Raw genomic sequence first — 16,658 nt, 5'->3', positions numbered from 1 at the left:
GCCATGGCGGTGCGGCGCCGTTCGGGAGAGGCCGAGTGGGGGTTCGTTGCCGGCCGCGGGCGGGGTGGGGGCTGGTCGCGCGGTCCCCCGCCCCTGGGCAGGTGCGGATCCCCTGCGACTACCAGCTCGGCGGGCTCGCGATGGACCTCGCCAGTACGTCGTCCAGGACCCTCGCCGTCTGCGGTACGTCCATCTGCGAGTTGTCGATGATCGGCAGACCCGAGCCGTACCAGCCGGCCATCCGGCCGTGGATCCGCGCGACCTCCTCATCCGTCAGGCGGCGGTTGCCGGACCGCTCCGCGTTGCGCTCCAGGACGATCTCCAGGCCCGGCAGCAGGACCACCGGCAGCAGCCCTGGGCCCACGTGCCGCTTCCAGCCGCCGAGGCCGACCACCGGCCGGTCCGGGAAGACCGCGTCGTCGAGGATGCAGGAGATGCCGTTGGCGAGGAAGTTGCGGGCGGCGAAGCCGCAGGTGCGGCGGGCGAGGCGGTACTGGGCCTCGGAGTGGTCGTTCCAGCCGGACTGCGGGTCGGCGAAGCCCGAGCGGACCCACTCGCGTACGTCGTCGAGGCTGATGTGGGCGGTGGGGACCCGGCGATGGTCGGCCCAGTACTTGGCGACGCTCGTCTTTCCGGCGCCCGCCGGACCGATGAGCAGCACCGCGAGGGTGGTGCCCGCGGGGTCGGGCGCGGCGACGGGCGGGGTGCTGGGGGCGCCCACGGGGGCACCGGGCGGCAGCGGCACATGGCCGGTGGTGTCGGGTACCGGCCCCGGTGAGTGCTGCGGCGCGGGCGGGACCGGTGAGTGCTGCGGCGTCGGCGGTGCCTGGGAATGGGGTGGTGTCGGCGGGACCGGAGCCGGGGAGAAGCCCGGTGCCGGCGGCGGTGGGGGCACCGGGGCGGAGCCCTGGTGCGCACCCGGGTGATGCGGTCCCGGGTGGTGTGCGGCCGGCGACCAGCCGGTGGCCGGTCCGTGCCCCGGCTGATGGGGCGGCGGCAGCGGAGAACCCACTGCGTGCTGCATCCGGTGCCACTCCGTCTCGTCTTTTTCGGCTTGCTCGCCTCCGGGACGCTCGCGTCGGTGCCGGGAGTCCGACCGGGCGCGGCCCGAAGGCCTCCGCTCGCTCGTCCTCTCGCCTCCGACGCGCCCCTCCGGCTCGCTCGCGTCAGGCTGATCGGCGCTGGTTACGGGGTGGTGCATACCCCGCTCGCCACCGAACGGTACCGTCCCCGGCCCACGTTTGGTGAAACGGCCGGGGGCGCCCCGAAGTGCCCCTGACGCAAGGCGAATCCGGCGCAACGCCCGTCGCGGGACCTACTGGCCGACCTCGCCGTACGCGGCGAGCAGAACGGCCGGGTCCGGGCCCTCCAGAACGGTGGGCTTGCCCAGTCCGTCGAGGACGATGAACCGCAGCAGGTTGCCACGGGACTTCTTGTCGACCTTCATGGTCTCCAGGAGCTTGGGCCACTGGTCGTAACGGTAGTGCAGCGGCAGGCCCACGGATTCGAGGACGGTACGGTGACGGTCGGCCGTCGCGTCGTCCAACCGGCCCGCCAGACGGCCCAGTTCGGCGGCGAAGTGCATGCCTACGGCCACCGCGGCGCCGTGCCGCCACTTGTACCGCTCGTTCTTCTCGATGGCGTGGGCGAGCGTGTGGCCGTAGTTGAGGATCTCCCTGAGACCCGACTCCTTGAGGTCGGAGGAGACCACCTCGGCCTTGACCCGGATCGAGCGCTCGATGAGCTCGGCGGTGTGCGGGCCCGCCGGGGTGCGCGCGGCCTCCGGGTCGGACTCGATGAGCTCCAGGATCGCCGGGTCGGCGATGAAACCGGCCTTGATGATCTCGGCGAGCCCGGAGACGTAGTCGTTGACCGGCAGGGAGTCCAGCGCGGCCAGGTCGCACAGGACGCCGGCGGGCGGGTGGAAGGCGCCGACGAGGTTCTTGCCCTCGGCGGTGTTGATGCCGGTCTTGCCGCCGACCGCGGCGTCGACCATGGCGAGCACGGTCGTCGGGATGGCGATCCAGCGCACCCCGCGCAGCCAGGTCGCGGCCACGAACCCGGCGAGGTCGGTGGTCGCGCCGCCGCCGACGCCGACCACGACGTCGGAGCGGGTGAAGCCGGACTGGCCGAGCGCCTTCCAGCAGTAGGCGGCGACCTCGGCGGTCTTGGCCTCCTCCGCGTTCGGGACCTGGATGGCGACGGCCTCGAAGCCCTGCCCGGCGAGGTCGGCGCGCAGCGCGTCACCGGTGTCCGCTAGCGCCTCGGGGTGGATGACCGCGACCCGCTGGGCCTTCTCCCCGACCAACGCGCCGAGCTCACCCAGGAGTTGACGTCCCACCAGGACCTCGTACGGCTCGCTGCCCGCGGTACCGCCGACCTGGATGCGCGTCACTGCCTCGCTCATGCTTCCTTCAACTCCAGTGCGTCCAGCGCGATTTCGGTGACTTCTTCGGGGGTGCGGCCGTCGGTGGCCACGACCGCCGTGGCGATCGACTCGTACAGGTGGCGGCGCGCCTCCATCAGCTCGCGCCACTGCTTGCGCGGGTTGACCGCGAGCAGCGGACGCGCGGCGTTCAGGCCGGTGCGCTTGACCGCCTCCTCGACGTCCATCGACAGGTACAGCACCCGCTGACCGGCCAGCAGGGCACGGGTGTCCTGGTCGAGGATCGAGCCGCCGCCGAGCGCCAGGACGCCGTCGTGCCCGGCGAGCGCCCGCCGCACGGCGGCCTTCTCGATCGCCCGGAAGGCCGGCTCGCCCTCGTCGACGAAGATCTCCGCGATCGCGCGGCCCTGCTCGGCGACGATGTCGTCGTCGGTGTCCCGGTATCCCACCGCGAGCCGCTCGGCCAGCAACCGCCCCACGGTGGACTTGCCCACGCCCATCGGACCGACGAGAACCACCACAGGGCTCATCGGATGGCCAGGTTGTCGAGGTACGACTGCACGTTGCGGCGGGTCTCGGGCACGCTGTCGCCGCCGAACTTCTCCGCCACCGCGTCCGCCAGGACGAGCGCCACCATCGCCTCGGCGACGATGCCGGCGGCCGGGACCGCGGACACATCGGAGCGCTGGTGGTGGGCCTGCGCGGCCTCACCGGTGGTCACGTCCACGGTCTGCAGGGCCCGCGGCACGGTCGCGATCGGCTTCATCGCGGCCCGCACCCGCAGCAGCTCACCCGTGCTCAGCCCGCCCTCGGTGCCGCCCGAGCGGCCGGAGACCCGCCGGATGCCCTCGGGCGTGTTCACGATCTCGTCGTGCGCCTTCGACCCGGGCACCCGCGCCAGCTCGAAACCGTCACCGAGCTCGACACCCTTGATCGCCTGGATGCCCATCAGCGCACCCGCGAGGCGGGCGTCCAGCTTGCGGTCCCAGTGCACGTGCGAGCCCAGGCCCACGGGCACGCCGTACGCCAGGATCTCGACCACACCACCGAGGGTGTCGCCGTCCTTGTGGGCCTGGTCGACCTCGGCCACCATCGCCTTCGAGGTGTCCGCGTCCAGGCAGCGCAGCGGGTCGGCGTCCAGCTTCTCGACGTCGGCCGGGGTGGGGTACACACCGGCCGGGGCCTTCACGGAGCACAGCTCGACCACGTGCGAGACGATCTCGATGCCGGCCGTCTCCTTCAGGTACGACCGGGCCACCGCGCCCAGCGCCACCCGGGCCGCCGTCTCCCGCGCGGAGGCGCGCTCCAGGATCGGCCGGGCCTCGTCGAAGCCGTACTTCTGCATGCCCGCGAGGTCGGCGTGGCCGGGGCGCGGGCGGGTCAGCGGGGCGTTGCGCGCGAGGCCCGCCAGGATCTCCGGGTCGATGGGGTCGGCCGACATGACCTGCTCCCACTTCGGCCACTCGGTGTTGCCCACCATGATCGCGACCGGGGAACCGAGGGACAGACCGTGCCGGACACCGCCGAGGAAGGTGACCTGGTCCTGCTCGAACTTCATCCGGGCACCGCGGCCATAGCCCAGCCGACGCCTCGCCAGGTGGTCCGCCACCAGCTCCGTGGTGATGGGCACGCCGGCGGGAAGGCCCTCCAGCGTCGCGACGAGTGCGGGACCGTGGGACTCCCCCGCGGTCAGCCAGCGCAACCTGCTCAACGGTGCTCCTCAGTGCTCGCGCTCTGGTACTGCCCTGCTTACGCGCGTCCTCGCGTACGGCAACGGCGCGACCAGGTGCGCGGCCCCGGCCCGCCACGTCCGATCCTCCCACGTTCGGCGGCGACAGCCGGTCACAGGTCCAGCAGACGGACGGACCCGCGTACCGAGCAGTGGGACCATCCGCTCCGCCGCGTTCCGGATCGCGGCGATCACTTGGCCGAGGGGCTCAGCGGGCCGCCAGCGCGTGCTCGCCCGCCTTGCGCATGGCCTCCACGGGCGCGGGCCCGCGGCCCGTCATCTGCTCGACCTGAAGCACCGCCTGGTGCACGAGTAGGTCGAGGCCGCTGACCACGGCTCCGCCGATCATCGACCAGCGGGCCGCCAGCTCGGTCGGCCAGGGGTCGTAGAGCACGTCGAAGAGGGCCGCGGGGCGCTCCGGTACGGCCTGGGCGAGGGCGTCCGTCGCCCCGGCGGGGGTGGTGGCGATCACCAGGGGGGCACCCAGGGCCTCGGCCGCATTCGCCCAGTCCACGGTGCGGACCTCGACGTCGAGGCGCTCGCCCCACTGCCGCATCTCGGCGGCGCGCGCCTCGCTGCGCACGTAGGCGACGACCTCGCCGGTGCAGATCCGGGCCAGCGCGGCGAGCGCGGAGGAGGCGGTGGCGCCCGCGCCGAGGATCGCCGCCGAGTCGACCTGCTCGATGCCCCGCTCCCTGAGGGCGGCGACCATCCCCGGGATGTCGGTGTTGTCGCCGAGACGACGGCCGCCCTCGGTGAACACGACCGTGTTGACCGCCTCCACCGAGGCGGCCGTGTCGCTGATCCCGTCGAGCAACGGGATGACCGCCCGCTTGAGCGGCATGGTCACCGACAGCCCGGCCCACTCCGGTCCGAGCTGCTCGACGAACCCGGGCAGCGCGGCCTCGTCGAGCTCGAACCGGTCGTACGACCAGCCCGTGAGCCCCAGCTCCCGGTAGGCGGCCCGGTGCAGGACCGGCGAGAGGGAGTGGGCGATGGGCTTGCCGAGAACGGCGGCCCGGCGGGCGTCAACTGCCCGTGCTTGCATCGAACTTGTCCTTGAGCCTCAGGAATTCAGCGTGCGTCTTGGCGAATTCGGTGGTCTTCACGCCGTCGGTGGCGACGAAGTAGTACCAGCCCTGACGGGTCGGATTCAGCGCCGCCTTCAGCGCGACGTCGCCCGGATTGTCGATCGGGCCGGGCGGCAGACCCTTGTTCGTGTACGTGTTGTACGGGTTCTTGTTGCTCTTGATCTCCGACTCGGTGATGTGGATGTTGCTCTCGTTCTTCAGGTAATTGAAGGTCGAGTCGAACTGGAGCAGGCCGTAGGTCTCGGGGTTCGCGAGGTTGAGGCGGTTGTAGACCACCTCCGCCATCTTGCGGTAGTCATCCTCGGTCTTGCCCTCGGCCTGGACGAGGCTGGCGACCGTGATGACCTGCAGTGGACTGTCCAGCTTGAGCGCCTTGGCCTTCGCCTCCAGGCCGTAGGCGCCGTACTTCTCGGCGGCCTGGGTGACCATCGCCTTCAGCACCGATTCGGGCTTCATGCCCTTGGCCGCAGGATAGGTGCCCGGATAGAGGAAGCCCTCCAGCGGGTCCTTGATGTCCTCGTTGTCGTTCGCCCAGCTCGGCAGCCCGAGGCTCTTGTATTTCTTCTCGGCGATCTTCCTGGTGCTCCCGGAAGCAAGATCAAGTTTCTGGTCGATCAACTTGTAGACGGCCAGATTCCGCTGCCCCGGATTCACCTGGACATTGTTCTGGCTCTTCGGGTCCAGCATCATCAGCACGGCGCTCTGGCCGGACATCTCCTTCTTCAGGAGATAGGCGCCGGCCTGGATCGACTTCCCCTTGGGGTTCTGTTCCTGAGCGGACACGAACGCGTCGACGCTCTTGACGACACCCGCGTCCTTCAGCAGTCGTCCGATCGCGTAGCCGCCCGCACCCTTGGGGACCTGGACCGTGACCGTCTGCCCCGTGCCGTCCCCGGCATAGTCCGGGGCCGCGCCGAAACGATTTTGGTAGAACTGGTAGCCGAAGTACCCGACGCCACCGATACCTCCGCCGAACACCAGCAGGACCACCAGACAGGCGCAGCCGCTCTTGCGCTTCTTGGCCCCTTTGCCGCCCCGGCCCCGCCGGTCGCCACGGCCGCCCTGCGGGTCGTCCGAGTCGTCCTGGTCGTCGTCATCGCCCGTGAAGAAGGCGTGTTCGCCCTGGTCGGGGCCCGGATCCCAGTCGGTCCGCGGCTCCGGTTCGGCGCGCCGACGGTTCGGCGGCTCCGGCGGCGGGTAGGCGTCCGGGCTGCCGTAGTGGTCCTGCTGCTCAGCGCCGTACGCGACTGCCTGCTGGCCATAGGGATCCGACGGGTCGGCGGGGTACGGGACCTGCGCCTGGGTGTTCGTCGCCCAGCCGTTGTTGTCGTACGACTGCTGCGGCTGGTCCTGATAGGCCTGCTGGTCGTACTGCTGCTGACCGTACTGCTGCTGGTCGTACTGGCCGTTGTGCTGCTGGTGCTGGTCGTACTGGCCGTTGTACTGCTGCTGGTCGTACTGGCCGTTGTGCTGCGGGTACTGCTGCTGCGCCTGACCATAGGCGGCCTGCTGGCCGTCGCCCCAGCCACCGTTGTCGTACTGCGACTGCTGCGGCTGCTGCGGATAGTGCTGCGGCTGGCCGCCGTAGGGGGACTGCTGACCCGCGTGGGCCTGCTGTCCTTCCCATCCACCGTCCCCGTACAACGGGTCCTCGGGATTCCACGGTTCGGAGCCTTCGCCCCGGCCATACTCAGTCATCGATCCCCTAGAGCCGCGAGGCGGCGGTCTCCTGCTTCCACGATTCGGCTACCGCTCCGCCTCTTTCTGTGCGGTGACTGTTCGAATGTCGCCGCATCGCGCGGAACGTTACCGTATCGCGATCAGGTGACCACTTCGACGCCCTCGCCGGGTGCTTTACCTGACACCCGTTCGGATTCCAGGGCCTGCTGAAGAATGATCACGGCTGCTGCCTGGTCGATGACCGATCTGCCCTTTTTGGATTTCACTCCGGATGCGCGCAGTCCCTGGCTGGCCGTCACAGTGGTCATCCGCTCGTCGACGAGCCTGACCGGAACGGGTGCGATCCCCCGGGCGAGCTCCTGGACGAAGCCGCGGACCTTCACGGCGGCCGGGCCCTCGCCCCCCTTGAGGGAGCGAGGCAGACCGACGACGACCTCGATCGGTTCGTACTCCTCGACCAGCTGCTTCAGCCGGCGCTGGGCCGCCGGGACGTCCCGGCCCGGGACCGTCTCCACCGGGGTGGCGAGGATCCCGTCGGGGTCGCACGAGGCGACCCCGATACGGGCGTCCCCGACGTCGATCGCGAGCCTGCGGCCTCGGCGCATTACTTGGCCGTCTCCCCGACCGTGCGCTCCACGGCGTCCACGGCCGCACCGATCGCGGCCGGGTTCTGGCCGCCGCCCTGGGCGACGTCCGGCTTGCCGCCACCGCCGCCGCCGAGGGTCTTGGCGGCCGTGCGGACCAGGTCACCGGCCTTGAGACCGCGCTCGCGGGCGGGCTCGTTGGTGGCGATGACCGTCAGCGGCTTGCCGTTGTTGACGGTGAAGAGGGCGACCACGGCGGCCCGCCCGCCCTGGATACGGCCGCGCACGTCGAGGACCAGCTTGCGCAGGTCGTCGGGGGTGGTGCCGTCCGGGACCTGACCGGTGACGACGGCGATCCCGCGGACGTCCTTGGCGGACTCGGCGAGACCGGCGGCGGCCTGGAGCACCTTCTCCGCGCGGAACTTCTCGATCTCCTTCTCGGCGTCCTTCAGTTTGCCGAGCATGGCGGAGACCTTCTCCGGAAGCTCCTCGGGGCGGCCCTTGACCAGCTCCTGGAGCTGGGCGACGACGGTGTGCTCACGGGCCAGGAAGTTGTAGGCGTCGACACCGACGAGCGCCTCGATACGGCGCACACCCGAGCCGATGGACGACTCCCCGAGCAGCTTGACCAGGCCGAGCTGCGAGGTGTTGTGCACATGGGTGCCGCCGCACAGCTCCTTGGAGAAGTCGCCGATGGTCACGACGCGGACCCGCTCGCCGTACTTCTCACCGAACTCGGCGATGGCGCCCTGCTTCTTGGCCTCGTCGATGCCCATGACGTCGGCGCGGACGTCGAGGTCGCGGGCGAGCACCTCGTTGATCTTCTGCTCGACGTCCGTCATCACGGCCGTCGGAACGGCGGACGGGGAACCGAAGTCGAAGCGGAAGCGGCCGGGCTGGTTCTCGGAACCGGCCTGGGCGGCCGTCGGGCCGAGCGCGTCCCGCAGCGCCTGGTGGGTGAGGTGGGTGGCCGAGTGGGCGCGGGCGATGGCCGTACGACGGCGGTTGTCGATGGAGGCGTGGGCCTTGGCCCCGACGGTCACCTCGCCGAACTGGACGACGCCCTTGTGGACGTAGACGCCCGGGACCGGCTTCTGGCAGTCGCGGATCTCGATGACGGCACCGGAGTCGACCTTGATCTTTCCGGTGTCGCCGATCTGGCCGCCGCCCTCGGCGTAGAACGGGGTGCGGTCCAGGACGATCTCGACCTCGTCGCCCTCGGTGGCGGCCGGGGAGGAGGCGCCGTCGACCAGGATGCCGACGACGGTGGACTCGCCCTCGGTGTCGCTGTAGCCGATGAAGTCGGTCTCGCCGACCTTGTCGGCGATCTCACGGTAGGCACCGGCGCCGGCGTGGCCGGTCTTCTTGGCCTGGGCGTCGGCCTTGGCGCGCTCCCGCTGCTCCTTCATCAGGCGGCGGAAGCCGTCCTCGTCCACGGACAGGCCCTGCTCGGCGGCCATCTCCAGGGTGAGGTCGATGGGGAAGCCCCAGGTGTCGTGGAGCAGGAACGCCTTGTCGCCGGCGAGGACCGTGCCACCGGAGGCCTTGGTCTCGGTGACGGCGGTGTCGAGGATGTTCGTGCCGCCCTTGAGGGCCTTGAGGAAGGCGTTCTCCTCGGCGACGGCGACCTTCTCGATGCGCTCGCGGTCGGTGACGAGCTCGGGGTACTGCTGGCCCATCATGGCGATCACGGTGTCGATCAGGTCGAGCACGACCGGACCGGTGGCACCGAGCAGGCGCATGTTGCGGATGGCCCGGCGCATGATGCGGCGCAGGACGTAACCGCGGCCCTCGTTGCCGGGGGTGACACCGTCTCCGATGAGCATCACGGACGTGCGCATGTGGTCGGTGACCACGCGCAGGGAGACGTCCGAGGCGTGGGCGTCGCCGTAGGCCACACCGGTCAGCTCGGTGGCCTTGTTGATGACGGCCATGGAGGTGTCGATCTCGTACATGTTCTGCACGCCCTGCAGGATCATCGCCAGGCGCTCGAGTCCGAGGCCGGTGTCGATGTTCTTGCTCGGGAGCTCGCCGAGGATCTCGAAGTTGTCCTTGCCGATGCCCTCACCGCGCTCGTACTGCATGAAGACGAGGTTCCAGATCTCCACGTACCGCTCGTCGTTGACGGCGGGGCCGCCCTCGACGCCGAACTCGGGGCCGCGGTCGTAGTTGATCTCGGAACAGGGGCCGCAGGGTCCGGGGACGCCCATGGACCAGTAGTTGTCCTTCATGCCGAGGCGCTGGATGCGCTCCTTCGGCACGCCGACGACCTCGTGCCAGATGCGCTCGGCCTCGTCGTCGTCCTTGTAGACGGTGATCCAGAGCTTCTCCGGCTCCAGGCCGTAACCACCCTTGTCCTGGGGGCTGGTGAGCAGCTCCCAGGCGTACTTGATGGCGCCTTCCTTGAAGTAGTCGCCAAAGGAGAAGTTGCCGCACATCTGGAAGAACGTGCCGTGCCGGGTGGTCTTGCCGACCTCTTCGATGTCAGGCGTGCGCACGCACTTCTGCACACTGGTCGCGCGCGCCCACGGCGGCTTGACCTCACCGAGGAAGTACGGCTTGAAGGGGACCATGCCGGCGGGGACCAGGAGCAGAGTCGGGTCGTCCGCGATGAGCGACGCCGAAGGGACGACGGTGTGCCCGCGCTCCTCGTAGAAGCTCAGCCAGCGGCGGCGAATCTCGGCCGACTCCATCAGTGGTCCTCATTCCGGTTGTGCGAGTTCGTGGTGTACGTCGTGTTCTCGATGGCGGCGATGCGCCTGGGTGCGGGCAGTTCGGGACTCTCACGAATGCCGAGCGCGTCCGTCAGCTCGGCCTCCCGCTGGGCCATGTTGTCGCGGACCTCGAGCGCGAAGCCGACCGCGCGGTCCTTGAGGCGGGCGCCCGTCTCGATCGCCTTGTTGGCCGCCGCGACGGCGAGGTTCTCGGGGGTCAGCTGCTTCAGCTTGCGGTTGACCTTGGTGGTGGCCCAGACACCGGCGGCCACGCCCGAGCTGAACCAGAAAGTGCGGCGGAACATCCTGAACCTCAGTCCCTCTTCCCACGGCCCCGGGAAACCGCCCGACCCACGATCACGGTACGCCGGGAGGCCTTCACGGGCACATCATCCTTGCGGCCACCGAGGGCCCGGCGCACGCCGTAGCCGAAGGCCGCGACCTTGACCAGGGGGCCGCCGAAGGTGGAGGCGACGGTCGTGGACAGCGCGGAGGCGTTCGACGTGACCTCCTGGACGTCGGAGGCGATCGCGTCGACCCGCTCGATCTGGGTCTGCGCGGAGCGCACCGCGGTGGAGGCCTCGGCCAGCAGCGGGACGGCCTGGTCGGTCACGTCCGCCACGAGCTTGGTGGTCGCCTTGAGCGTCTGGGCCAGCCTCGCCAGCGCGACGGCGAGGAAGGAGACCAGGATCGCCCAGAAGACGGCCACCAGGATCCCGGCAACCTCTCCACCGGACACTGTGTGCACCCGCTCCCTGAATACGTGCTGTCTATGGAAAAAGTCTCCGCCGAGCCTATCGCGCCCCGGACGGCGGTCCGCACCGGATCACCCCGCGCACGCAGGCGAGTTGTTCACGGCGATTGTACGCAGTGCATACGCCTGAGTACGCTCCGTGCCCCACGCGCAGTCATCAGCCCGACGGCACCGAGATGAACGGCAATCTCCCGCTGGAGCTCGACGGCTTCGTGGGCTGGCGCGCGGAACTCTCGGGGCCGGCACGGGCGCTCGACTCCTCGCGGCTGGTGACGGTGACGGGGCCCCGGCGGGATCGGCACGTCACGGCTCGCGGCACGGGCGGCGGGCGGCCGGTGCACCCCGCCCGACGGGGTGTCGCGCGTGGAGCTGGCCGCCGTACGCGACCCTGAGTTCGTCGACTACGCGGTCGTGGAGGCGCTGGGCCTGACGAACCACACCACACGGCTGCCGCGCGAGACGCTCCTGGGGGCTCAGTGCTGTCGATCGAGCTTCTCGCCCTGGTCACGGTGGCCCAGGGCGACGCGGCCGAGGCCGCCGTGCTCCAGGGCGCGGCGGCCTCCCTGTGGCCCTCGGTGGGCCTGCCCCTGTGCGGTTCGCCGCCTACTACAACGCCCCGCACGAACTGTGCGAGGCGACGGTCCGGCGGGCAGGGCTGGGCGACGAGCGGTCCGAGGGGTGTGTACGACTGGGCCGGGCGCTCGGGCGGGAGGCCGCGGTCCCGGGCGCTGGGCCGCGCCCGTCCGCTCGACGGGCTGCCGGCGCCGCGGGACTCCGAGCGGCACGGTGAAGCGGCCCCCGACATGCAGCAACCCGCCGCCTCGCCCACCCGAGAGGGTGGGGAGACGGCGGGCTGAAGTGGTGCGGGTCCTACGGCCTGCCGATGATCAGCGGGCGTAGTACTCGACGACGAGCTGCTCGTCGCAGATCACCGGGATCTCCTTGCGGTTCGGCTCACGGTCCAGGCGGAAGGCCAGGGCGCGGAGGTTCACCTGGAGGTAGCGCGGGGTCTCGCCGTCGGGGGCGAAGCCGCCCTCACGGGCGATCGAGAAGAGGGTCTTCTCGCGGCTGCGCTCGCGGACCATCACGACGTCGTCGGGACGGACGCGGAAGGACGGCTTGTCGACCTTCTGACCGTTGACCTCGATGTGGCCGTGGACGACCATCTGGCGGGCCTGGTAGATCGTGCGGGCGATGCCCGAACGCAGGACCAGCGCGTCGAGACGACGCTCGAGCTCGATGACCAGGGCCTCACCGGTCTTGCCCTGGGTCTTGGCGGCACGCTCGTAGGCGCGGACGAGCTGACGCTCGGACACGTCGTACTGCGCACGCAGACGCTGCTTCTCGAGCAGACGGACCTTGTAGTCCGAGTTCTGCTTGCGGCCACGGCCGTGCTCACCCGGGGGGTAGGGGCGGGCCTCGAAGTACTTGACGGCCTTCGGGGTCAGCGCGATGCCGAGGGCACGCGACTTCTTGACCTTGGGGCGGGGCTGGTTCGCCACAATCTCTCATCTCTTGTGTTCGGCTCGTCAGAGTTATGGGAGGTCGCATCCGCAGCCGGGGAAACCCGCCGGGTCCGCGAAGGGCCTGGTGGGCAGCCGCTCCCCTGGTCTGGGCACATACGTGCAGCACGCGAGTGGCCCACCGACCTTTCCCGTCGTACGACGGGCGGTGGTGGGCTGCCCGCGACACCATTCGAACGGTGCGCGACGCTCCTGGAACCCACTGGGGGTTCCGGCTGACCGTCCCGTTCTGACTGCACGGGACACAGCACTTCGAGGGATTCTACAGGGTGCTCAGGACCGCTTGCGACCGAGGTGCTTGCGGGTCCACTCCACGGCGTCCGCGTACCGGGCCTCGGCGCCGTGCCGGGTGGGTTCGTAGTACTCGCGGTCCTTGATGGCGTCCGGGGCGTACTGCTGCTCGGCGATCCCCTCGGGCAGGTCGTGCGGGTAGACGTACCCCTGTGCGTGCCCGAGCTTGGCGGCGCCCTTGTAGTGCCCGTCGCGCAGATGCGGCGGCACCGGCCCGGCCAGTCCCTTGCGTACGTCCTCCATGGCGGCGCCGATCGCCATGGTCGCGGCGTTGGACTTCGGGGCCAGGGCGAGGGCGATGGTGGCGTGGCTCAGTGTCAGCGCGGCCTCGGGGAAGCCGATCATGGCGACGGCCTGGGCGGCGGCGACCGCTGTGGGCAGGGCGTTCGGGTCGGCGAGGCCGATGTCCTCGCTGGCGGAGATCATCAGGCGGCGGGCGATGAAGCGGGGGTCCTCGCCGGCCTCGATCATGCGGGCCAGGTAGTGCAGGGCCGCGTCGACGTCGGAGCCCCTGATGGACTTGATGAGGGCGCTGGCCACGTCGTAGTGCTGGTCGCCGTCGCGGTCGTACTTCACGGCCGCGCGGTCGACCGTCTCCTCCAGCGTGGTGAGGGAGATCTCCGGCTCACCCTTGTCGAGCGCGGCCCCGGCGGCGGCCTCCAGGGCGGTCAGGGCGCGGCGGGCGTCTCCGCCGGCGATCCGCAGGAGGTGGTCCTCGGTGTCCTCGGGGAGGGTGACGGCGTCCTTGAGACCGCGCTCGTCGCTCAGCGCCCGCTTCAGCAGTCCTCTGACGTCGTCGTCGCTGAGGGGTTCGAGGGTCAGCAGCAGGGACCGGGACAGCAGCGGGGAGATGATCGAGAAGTACGGGTTCTCGGTGGTCGCCGCGATCAGGGTCACCCAGCGGTTCTCGACCGCGGGGAGCAGGGAGTCCTGCTGGGCCTTGCTGAAGCGGTGGATCTCGTCGAGGAAGAGGACGGTCTCCTTGCCGAAGCCGCCGGTGGCGCGGCGGGCGCCGTCGATGACCGCGCGGACCTCCTTGACTCCGGCGGTGATCGCGGAGAGCTCCACGAAGCGCTTGTTGGTGGCCTTGGAGACGACGTACGCCAGGGTCGTCTTGCCCGTGCCGGGCGGACCCCAGAGGATCACCGAGGAGGGTCCGGCGGGACCGCCGCTGCCCTCGCCGACCAGTCTGCGCAGCGGCGAGCCCGGCTTGAGCAGGTGCTGCTGGCCCACCACCTCGTCGAGGGTGCGCGGGCGCATCCGGACCGCCAGCGGACTGCCGGCCGGGTCCTTCTCCTGGCGCTCTTCCGCCGCGGCGGTGAACAGATCGGGCTCCACACCAGAAACCCTATGTCACGGCACTGACAAGGCCCTCAGGCCCAGAGCTTGTCGCCCCAGCGGGTCAGGATCAGCATGGCGATGACTCCGCAGTGCGTGACCGGCAGGACCCAGGTGAACTCGGAGAGGAAGCGCTTGAGCCAGCCCGGCGACGGCAGCAGGTCGTTGCGGACGTTGAACGAGGTCACGTACCAGAACATCGTGATCGTCGCGACCCAGGCCAGCGAGCACCACAGGCACAGCGCGTTGATCCGGTACAGCGACTGGAACTGGAGCCAGGTGACGAAGGCCACGCCGAAGAGCGTGCCGAAGTTGAAGGTGAGCCAGTACCAGCGCGGGAAGGTGGCGCGGGTCAGCAGGCTCACGCCGACGCAGATGACGATGCCGTAGCAGACGAGGCCGAGCATCGGGTTGGGGAACCCGAAGGCGGCGGCCTGCTTGCTCTCCATCACACTGCCGCAGGAGACGATCGGGTTGAGGGAGCAGCTCGGCGTGAACGTCTTGCCGCTGACCTTTCCCTCGAGGATCTTGAACTTGTCGATCGTGATGACCCACGCGGCGAGCAGTCCGGCGGCACCGGTGATCACCAGCAGCAGCGCGAAGGCACGGCTGCCGCCCACCGCCCGGGGCGCGGCGTCGGCGCTCGCCGACGAGGGCTCGGGCTCCGTGGACACGTTTTTCACTGTGGTCTTGCTCATCACGCCGATCCGTCTGCTTGAGAGTTGGACCTTCTTCGGGCAGGGCCATTGTGCCGCACGCAGGGGCTTGTCCACCGTTCGGTGGACATAAGGAAGTACGCACGGTCGTCCCTGAGCGTTCGGTTCCGGCCGAGACTCGTGGGCATGACCACACAGGCGAACGAACGCGCGGTGGACGTTCGAGGACTGCGCAAGCGGTACGGCGACGTGACCGCGGTCGACGGGATCGATCTCGGCATCCGCAGGGGCGAGGTCTTCGGCCTGCTCGGGCCCAATGGCGCGGGCAAGAGCACCACGGTGGAGATCCTCCAGGGCAACCGGGACCGGGACGCGGGTGAGGTGTCCGTGCTCGGCGCGGACCCGGCGCACGGCACGCGCGCGTGGCGATCCCGTGTGGGAATCGTCTGGCAGGACGAATCCGCGCCCGCCGAGTTGACGGTCGCGGAAACCGTCCGGCATTTCGCCCGCTACTACCCGCGGCCGCGGGACCCCGAGGAGGTCATCGGTCTGGTGGGTCTGGAGGCGAAGGCGGGCAGCCGGATCAAGGCCCTGTCGGGCGGCCAGCGCCGACGTCTCGACGTGGCGCTCGGGGTGATCGGCGGCCCCGAGCTGCTGCTCCTGGACGAGCCCACGACGGGTTTCGACCCGGCGGCCCGGCGGCAGTTCTGGGACCTGATCCGCAAGCTGTCCGGCGAGGGCACGACGATCCTGCTCACCACGCACTACCTGGAGGAGGCCGAGGCGCTCGCCGACCGGCTGGCCGTGGTCTCCCAAGGCAGGGTCGTCGCCGAGGGCGAGCCCGCCGCTCTGCGGGAACGGTACGGCTCCGGCACCACCGTCGAGTGGACCGAGCCGGACGGCGCCCCGCGCGCGGAGCACACCGAGACCCCGACCAGGACGGTCGCCGAGCTGATGCGCCGCTTCGACGGCGAGATCCCGGGGCTCCAGGTCAGCCGCCCCACGCTGGAGGACGTCTACCTCCGGCTCACCGGACAGGAGGACGCGCGATGACCACGACCGCCGTACGGTCCCGGAGCGACGCCGGCACGGAGCGGCTGCCCGGCGTCTGGGGGCTCGGGCTTCGGCGGGGCGCCCTGGAGATCAGGCAGTTCTTCCGCCAGCGCGACCAGGTGGTGTTCACCTTCGCCTTCCCGGTGGTCTTCCTGTTCCTGTTCGCGTCGATCTTCAGCGACGACGTGGAGGGGGCGGGCATCAAGGCCTCGCAGCTGTACGTCCCGGCGATGATGGCCGCCGGCATCATGTCGACGAGCTTCCAGTCGCTCGGCGTCTCGATCGCGGTAGAGCGGGACGAGAGGGTGCTGCGCCGGCTGCGCGGGACACCGATGCCGCCGGCCGCCTACTTCCTCGGCAAGATCTGGCTGGTTCTCGTCACCGGCGTCCTGGAGACGGCGATCCTGCTGCTCGTCGGCACCACGCTGTACGACGTCTCGCTGCCGTCGGACGCCGGCAGGTGGTTCGCCTTCGCGTGGATCTTCGTGCTCGGCCTGACGGCGTGCTCGCTGCTCGGCATCGCGATCAGTTCGGTGCCCAAGTCCAGCAAGAGCGCGAGCTCCGTGGTCGTCCTGCCCTTTCTGGTCCTGCAGTTCATCTCCGGGGTGTACATCGCGATCGACACGATCCCCGACTGGATGCTGAACATCGGCGCGCTGTTCCCGCTGAAGTGGATGTGCCAGGGGCTGCGCGGGGTGTTCCTGCCGGACTCGGCGCAGGTCCTGGAACAGGCCGGCGGCTGGGAGTTCGGGCGCACCGCCCTGGTGCTGGGGGCATGGTGCGTCGGAGGATTGCTGCTGTGTCTGCTGACCTTCCGGTGGAAGAACCGGCGCGACGGGTGAACGGTCCGGCGGACGCC

The 16,658-nt window shown here is 70.2% G+C and carries 16 protein-coding genes; 3 read left to right on the top strand and 13 right to left on the bottom strand.

What is annotated here, in order from left to right:
- Positions 1–118: 118 nt before the first annotated feature.
- The 10 genes from ABZT02_RS33360 to ABZT02_RS33315 all read right to left on the bottom strand — a co-directional run bounded on the left by ABZT02_RS33360 (position 119) and on the right by ABZT02_RS33315 (position 10,932).
- On the bottom strand, positions 119–1,024 hold the full coding sequence (locus tag ABZT02_RS33360; RefSeq protein WP_356024247.1) for a Pro-rich N-terminal domain-containing protein: 906 nt from the start codon (positions 1,022–1,024) through the stop codon (positions 119–121).
- A 291-nt stretch (positions 1,025–1,315) separates the two neighbouring features.
- On the bottom strand, positions 1,316–2,407 hold the full coding sequence (aroB, locus tag ABZT02_RS33355) for a 3-dehydroquinate synthase (RefSeq protein ID WP_356024244.1): 1,092 nt from the start codon (positions 2,405–2,407) through the stop codon (positions 1,316–1,318).
- Positions 2,404–2,916: a shikimate kinase gene (locus ABZT02_RS33350; protein WP_356024242.1), complete on the bottom strand. Its 513-nt coding sequence runs from the start codon at positions 2,914–2,916 to the stop codon at positions 2,404–2,406. The genes aroB and ABZT02_RS33350 overlap by 4 nt, the downstream gene beginning before the upstream one ends.
- Positions 2,913–4,097: a chorismate synthase gene (gene aroC, locus ABZT02_RS33345; RefSeq protein ID WP_356024240.1), complete on the bottom strand. Its 1,185-nt coding sequence runs from the start codon at positions 4,095–4,097 to the stop codon at positions 2,913–2,915. The genes ABZT02_RS33350 and aroC overlap by 4 nt, the downstream gene beginning before the upstream one ends.
- Before the next feature lie 226 nt (positions 4,098–4,323).
- Entirely contained in the window at positions 4,324–5,163 is an 840-nt protein-coding gene (locus tag ABZT02_RS33340) for a shikimate dehydrogenase (protein ID WP_356024238.1), read from the bottom strand.
- On the bottom strand, positions 5,144–6,904 hold the full coding sequence (gene mltG, locus ABZT02_RS33335; protein WP_356024235.1) for an endolytic transglycosylase MltG: 1,761 nt from the start codon (positions 6,902–6,904) through the stop codon (positions 5,144–5,146). Before mltG ends, ABZT02_RS33340 begins: the two co-directional genes overlap by 20 nt.
- A 122-nt stretch (positions 6,905–7,026) precedes the next feature.
- Positions 7,027–7,491, bottom strand: coding sequence for a Holliday junction resolvase RuvX (gene ruvX / locus ABZT02_RS33330; protein WP_356024229.1), 465 nt, complete (start codon positions 7,489–7,491; stop codon positions 7,027–7,029).
- On the bottom strand, positions 7,491–10,163 hold the full coding sequence (gene alaS, locus ABZT02_RS33325; protein WP_356024227.1) for an alanine--tRNA ligase: 2,673 nt from the start codon (positions 10,161–10,163) through the stop codon (positions 7,491–7,493). The genes ruvX and alaS overlap by 1 nt, the downstream gene beginning before the upstream one ends.
- Positions 10,163–10,489 carry a hypothetical protein gene (locus ABZT02_RS33320; RefSeq protein ID WP_356024225.1) on the bottom strand — a complete coding sequence of 109 codons (327 nt, stop codon included), beginning with the start codon at positions 10,487–10,489 and terminating at the stop codon, positions 10,163–10,165. The genes alaS and ABZT02_RS33320 overlap by 1 nt, the downstream gene beginning before the upstream one ends.
- Positions 10,490–10,497: 8 nt before the next feature.
- Positions 10,498–10,932: a DUF948 domain-containing protein gene (locus ABZT02_RS33315; RefSeq protein ID WP_355753907.1), complete on the bottom strand. Its 435-nt coding sequence runs from the start codon at positions 10,930–10,932 to the stop codon at positions 10,498–10,500.
- Between the two features lie 482 nt (positions 10,933–11,414).
- Here ABZT02_RS33315 and ABZT02_RS33310 point away from each other — a divergent pair, with 482 nt between their 5' ends.
- Positions 11,415–11,795: a hypothetical protein gene (locus ABZT02_RS33310; RefSeq protein WP_356024222.1), complete on the top strand. Its 381-nt coding sequence runs from the start codon at positions 11,415–11,417 to the stop codon at positions 11,793–11,795.
- 30 nt (positions 11,796–11,825) lie between these two features.
- Here the strand turns inward: ABZT02_RS33310 and rpsD are convergent, their stop codons facing one another.
- The 3 genes from rpsD to ABZT02_RS33295 form a co-directional block, all read right to left on the bottom strand.
- Positions 11,826–12,440, bottom strand: a complete 615-nt coding sequence (rpsD, locus tag ABZT02_RS33305) for a 30S ribosomal protein S4 (protein WP_037714931.1) — start codon at positions 12,438–12,440, stop codon at positions 11,826–11,828.
- Positions 12,441–12,734: 294 nt separating this feature from the next.
- Positions 12,735–14,090, bottom strand: coding sequence for a replication-associated recombination protein A (locus ABZT02_RS33300; RefSeq protein WP_356024219.1), 1,356 nt, complete (start codon positions 14,088–14,090; stop codon positions 12,735–12,737).
- A 35-nt stretch (positions 14,091–14,125) separates the two neighbouring features.
- Positions 14,126–14,788 carry a vitamin K epoxide reductase family protein gene (locus tag ABZT02_RS33295; protein ID WP_356024216.1) on the bottom strand — a complete coding sequence of 221 codons (663 nt, stop codon included), beginning with the start codon at positions 14,786–14,788 and terminating at the stop codon, positions 14,126–14,128.
- 144 nt (positions 14,789–14,932) lie between these two features.
- Here ABZT02_RS33295 and ABZT02_RS33290 point away from each other — a divergent pair, with 144 nt between their 5' ends.
- Positions 14,933–15,799, top strand: a complete 867-nt coding sequence (locus ABZT02_RS33290) for an ABC transporter ATP-binding protein (RefSeq protein ID WP_356024214.1) — start codon at positions 14,933–14,935, stop codon at positions 15,797–15,799.
- Positions 15,796–16,641, top strand: coding sequence for an ABC transporter permease (locus tag ABZT02_RS33285; RefSeq protein WP_356024212.1), 846 nt, complete (start codon positions 15,796–15,798; stop codon positions 16,639–16,641). Before ABZT02_RS33290 ends, ABZT02_RS33285 begins: the two co-directional genes overlap by 4 nt.
- Positions 16,642–16,658 lie beyond the last annotated feature (17 nt).

The sequence above is a fragment of the Streptomyces sp. NPDC005402 genome (assembly GCF_040606575.1).
Classification (GTDB): domain Bacteria; phylum Actinomycetota; class Actinomycetes; order Streptomycetales; family Streptomycetaceae; genus Streptomyces.
The sequence above is the reverse complement of the archived record's forward strand: the minus strand, read 5'-3'. Positions and strand labels throughout refer to the sequence as shown.

What these genes read in the sequence shown, in the direction of transcription:
- ruvX (WP_356024229.1), bottom strand. Translation starts at nt 7,491, where the DNA reads ATGCGCCGAGGCCGCAGGCTCGCGATCGACGTCGGGGACGCCCGTATC.
- alaS (WP_356024227.1), bottom strand. Translation starts at nt 10,163, where the DNA reads ATGGAGTCGGCCGAGATTCGCCGCCGCTGGCTGAGCTTCTACGAGGAG.
- ABZT02_RS33295 (WP_356024216.1), bottom strand. Translation starts at nt 14,788, where the DNA reads ATGAGCAAGACCACAGTGAAAAACGTGTCCACGGAGCCCGAGCCCTCG.
- aroB (WP_356024244.1), bottom strand. Translation starts at nt 2,407, where the DNA reads ATGAGCGAGGCAGTGACGCGCATCCAGGTCGGCGGTACCGCGGGCAGC.
- ABZT02_RS33360 (WP_356024247.1), bottom strand. Translation starts at nt 1,024, where the DNA reads ATGCAGCACGCAGTGGGTTCTCCGCTGCCGCCGCCCCATCAGCCGGGG.
- ABZT02_RS33340 (WP_356024238.1), bottom strand. Translation starts at nt 5,163, where the DNA reads ATGCAAGCACGGGCAGTTGACGCCCGCCGGGCCGCCGTTCTCGGCAAG.
- ABZT02_RS33350 (WP_356024242.1), bottom strand. Translation starts at nt 2,916, where the DNA reads ATGAGCCCTGTGGTGGTTCTCGTCGGTCCGATGGGCGTGGGCAAGTCC.
- ABZT02_RS33285 (WP_356024212.1), top strand. Translation starts at nt 15,796, where the DNA reads ATGACCACGACCGCCGTACGGTCCCGGAGCGACGCCGGCACGGAGCGG.
- ABZT02_RS33320 (WP_356024225.1), bottom strand. Translation starts at nt 10,489, where the DNA reads ATGTTCCGCCGCACTTTCTGGTTCAGCTCGGGCGTGGCCGCCGGTGTC.
- mltG (WP_356024235.1), bottom strand. Translation starts at nt 6,904, where the DNA reads ATGACTGAGTATGGCCGGGGCGAAGGCTCCGAACCGTGGAATCCCGAG.
- ABZT02_RS33290 (WP_356024214.1), top strand. Translation starts at nt 14,933, where the DNA reads ATGACCACACAGGCGAACGAACGCGCGGTGGACGTTCGAGGACTGCGC.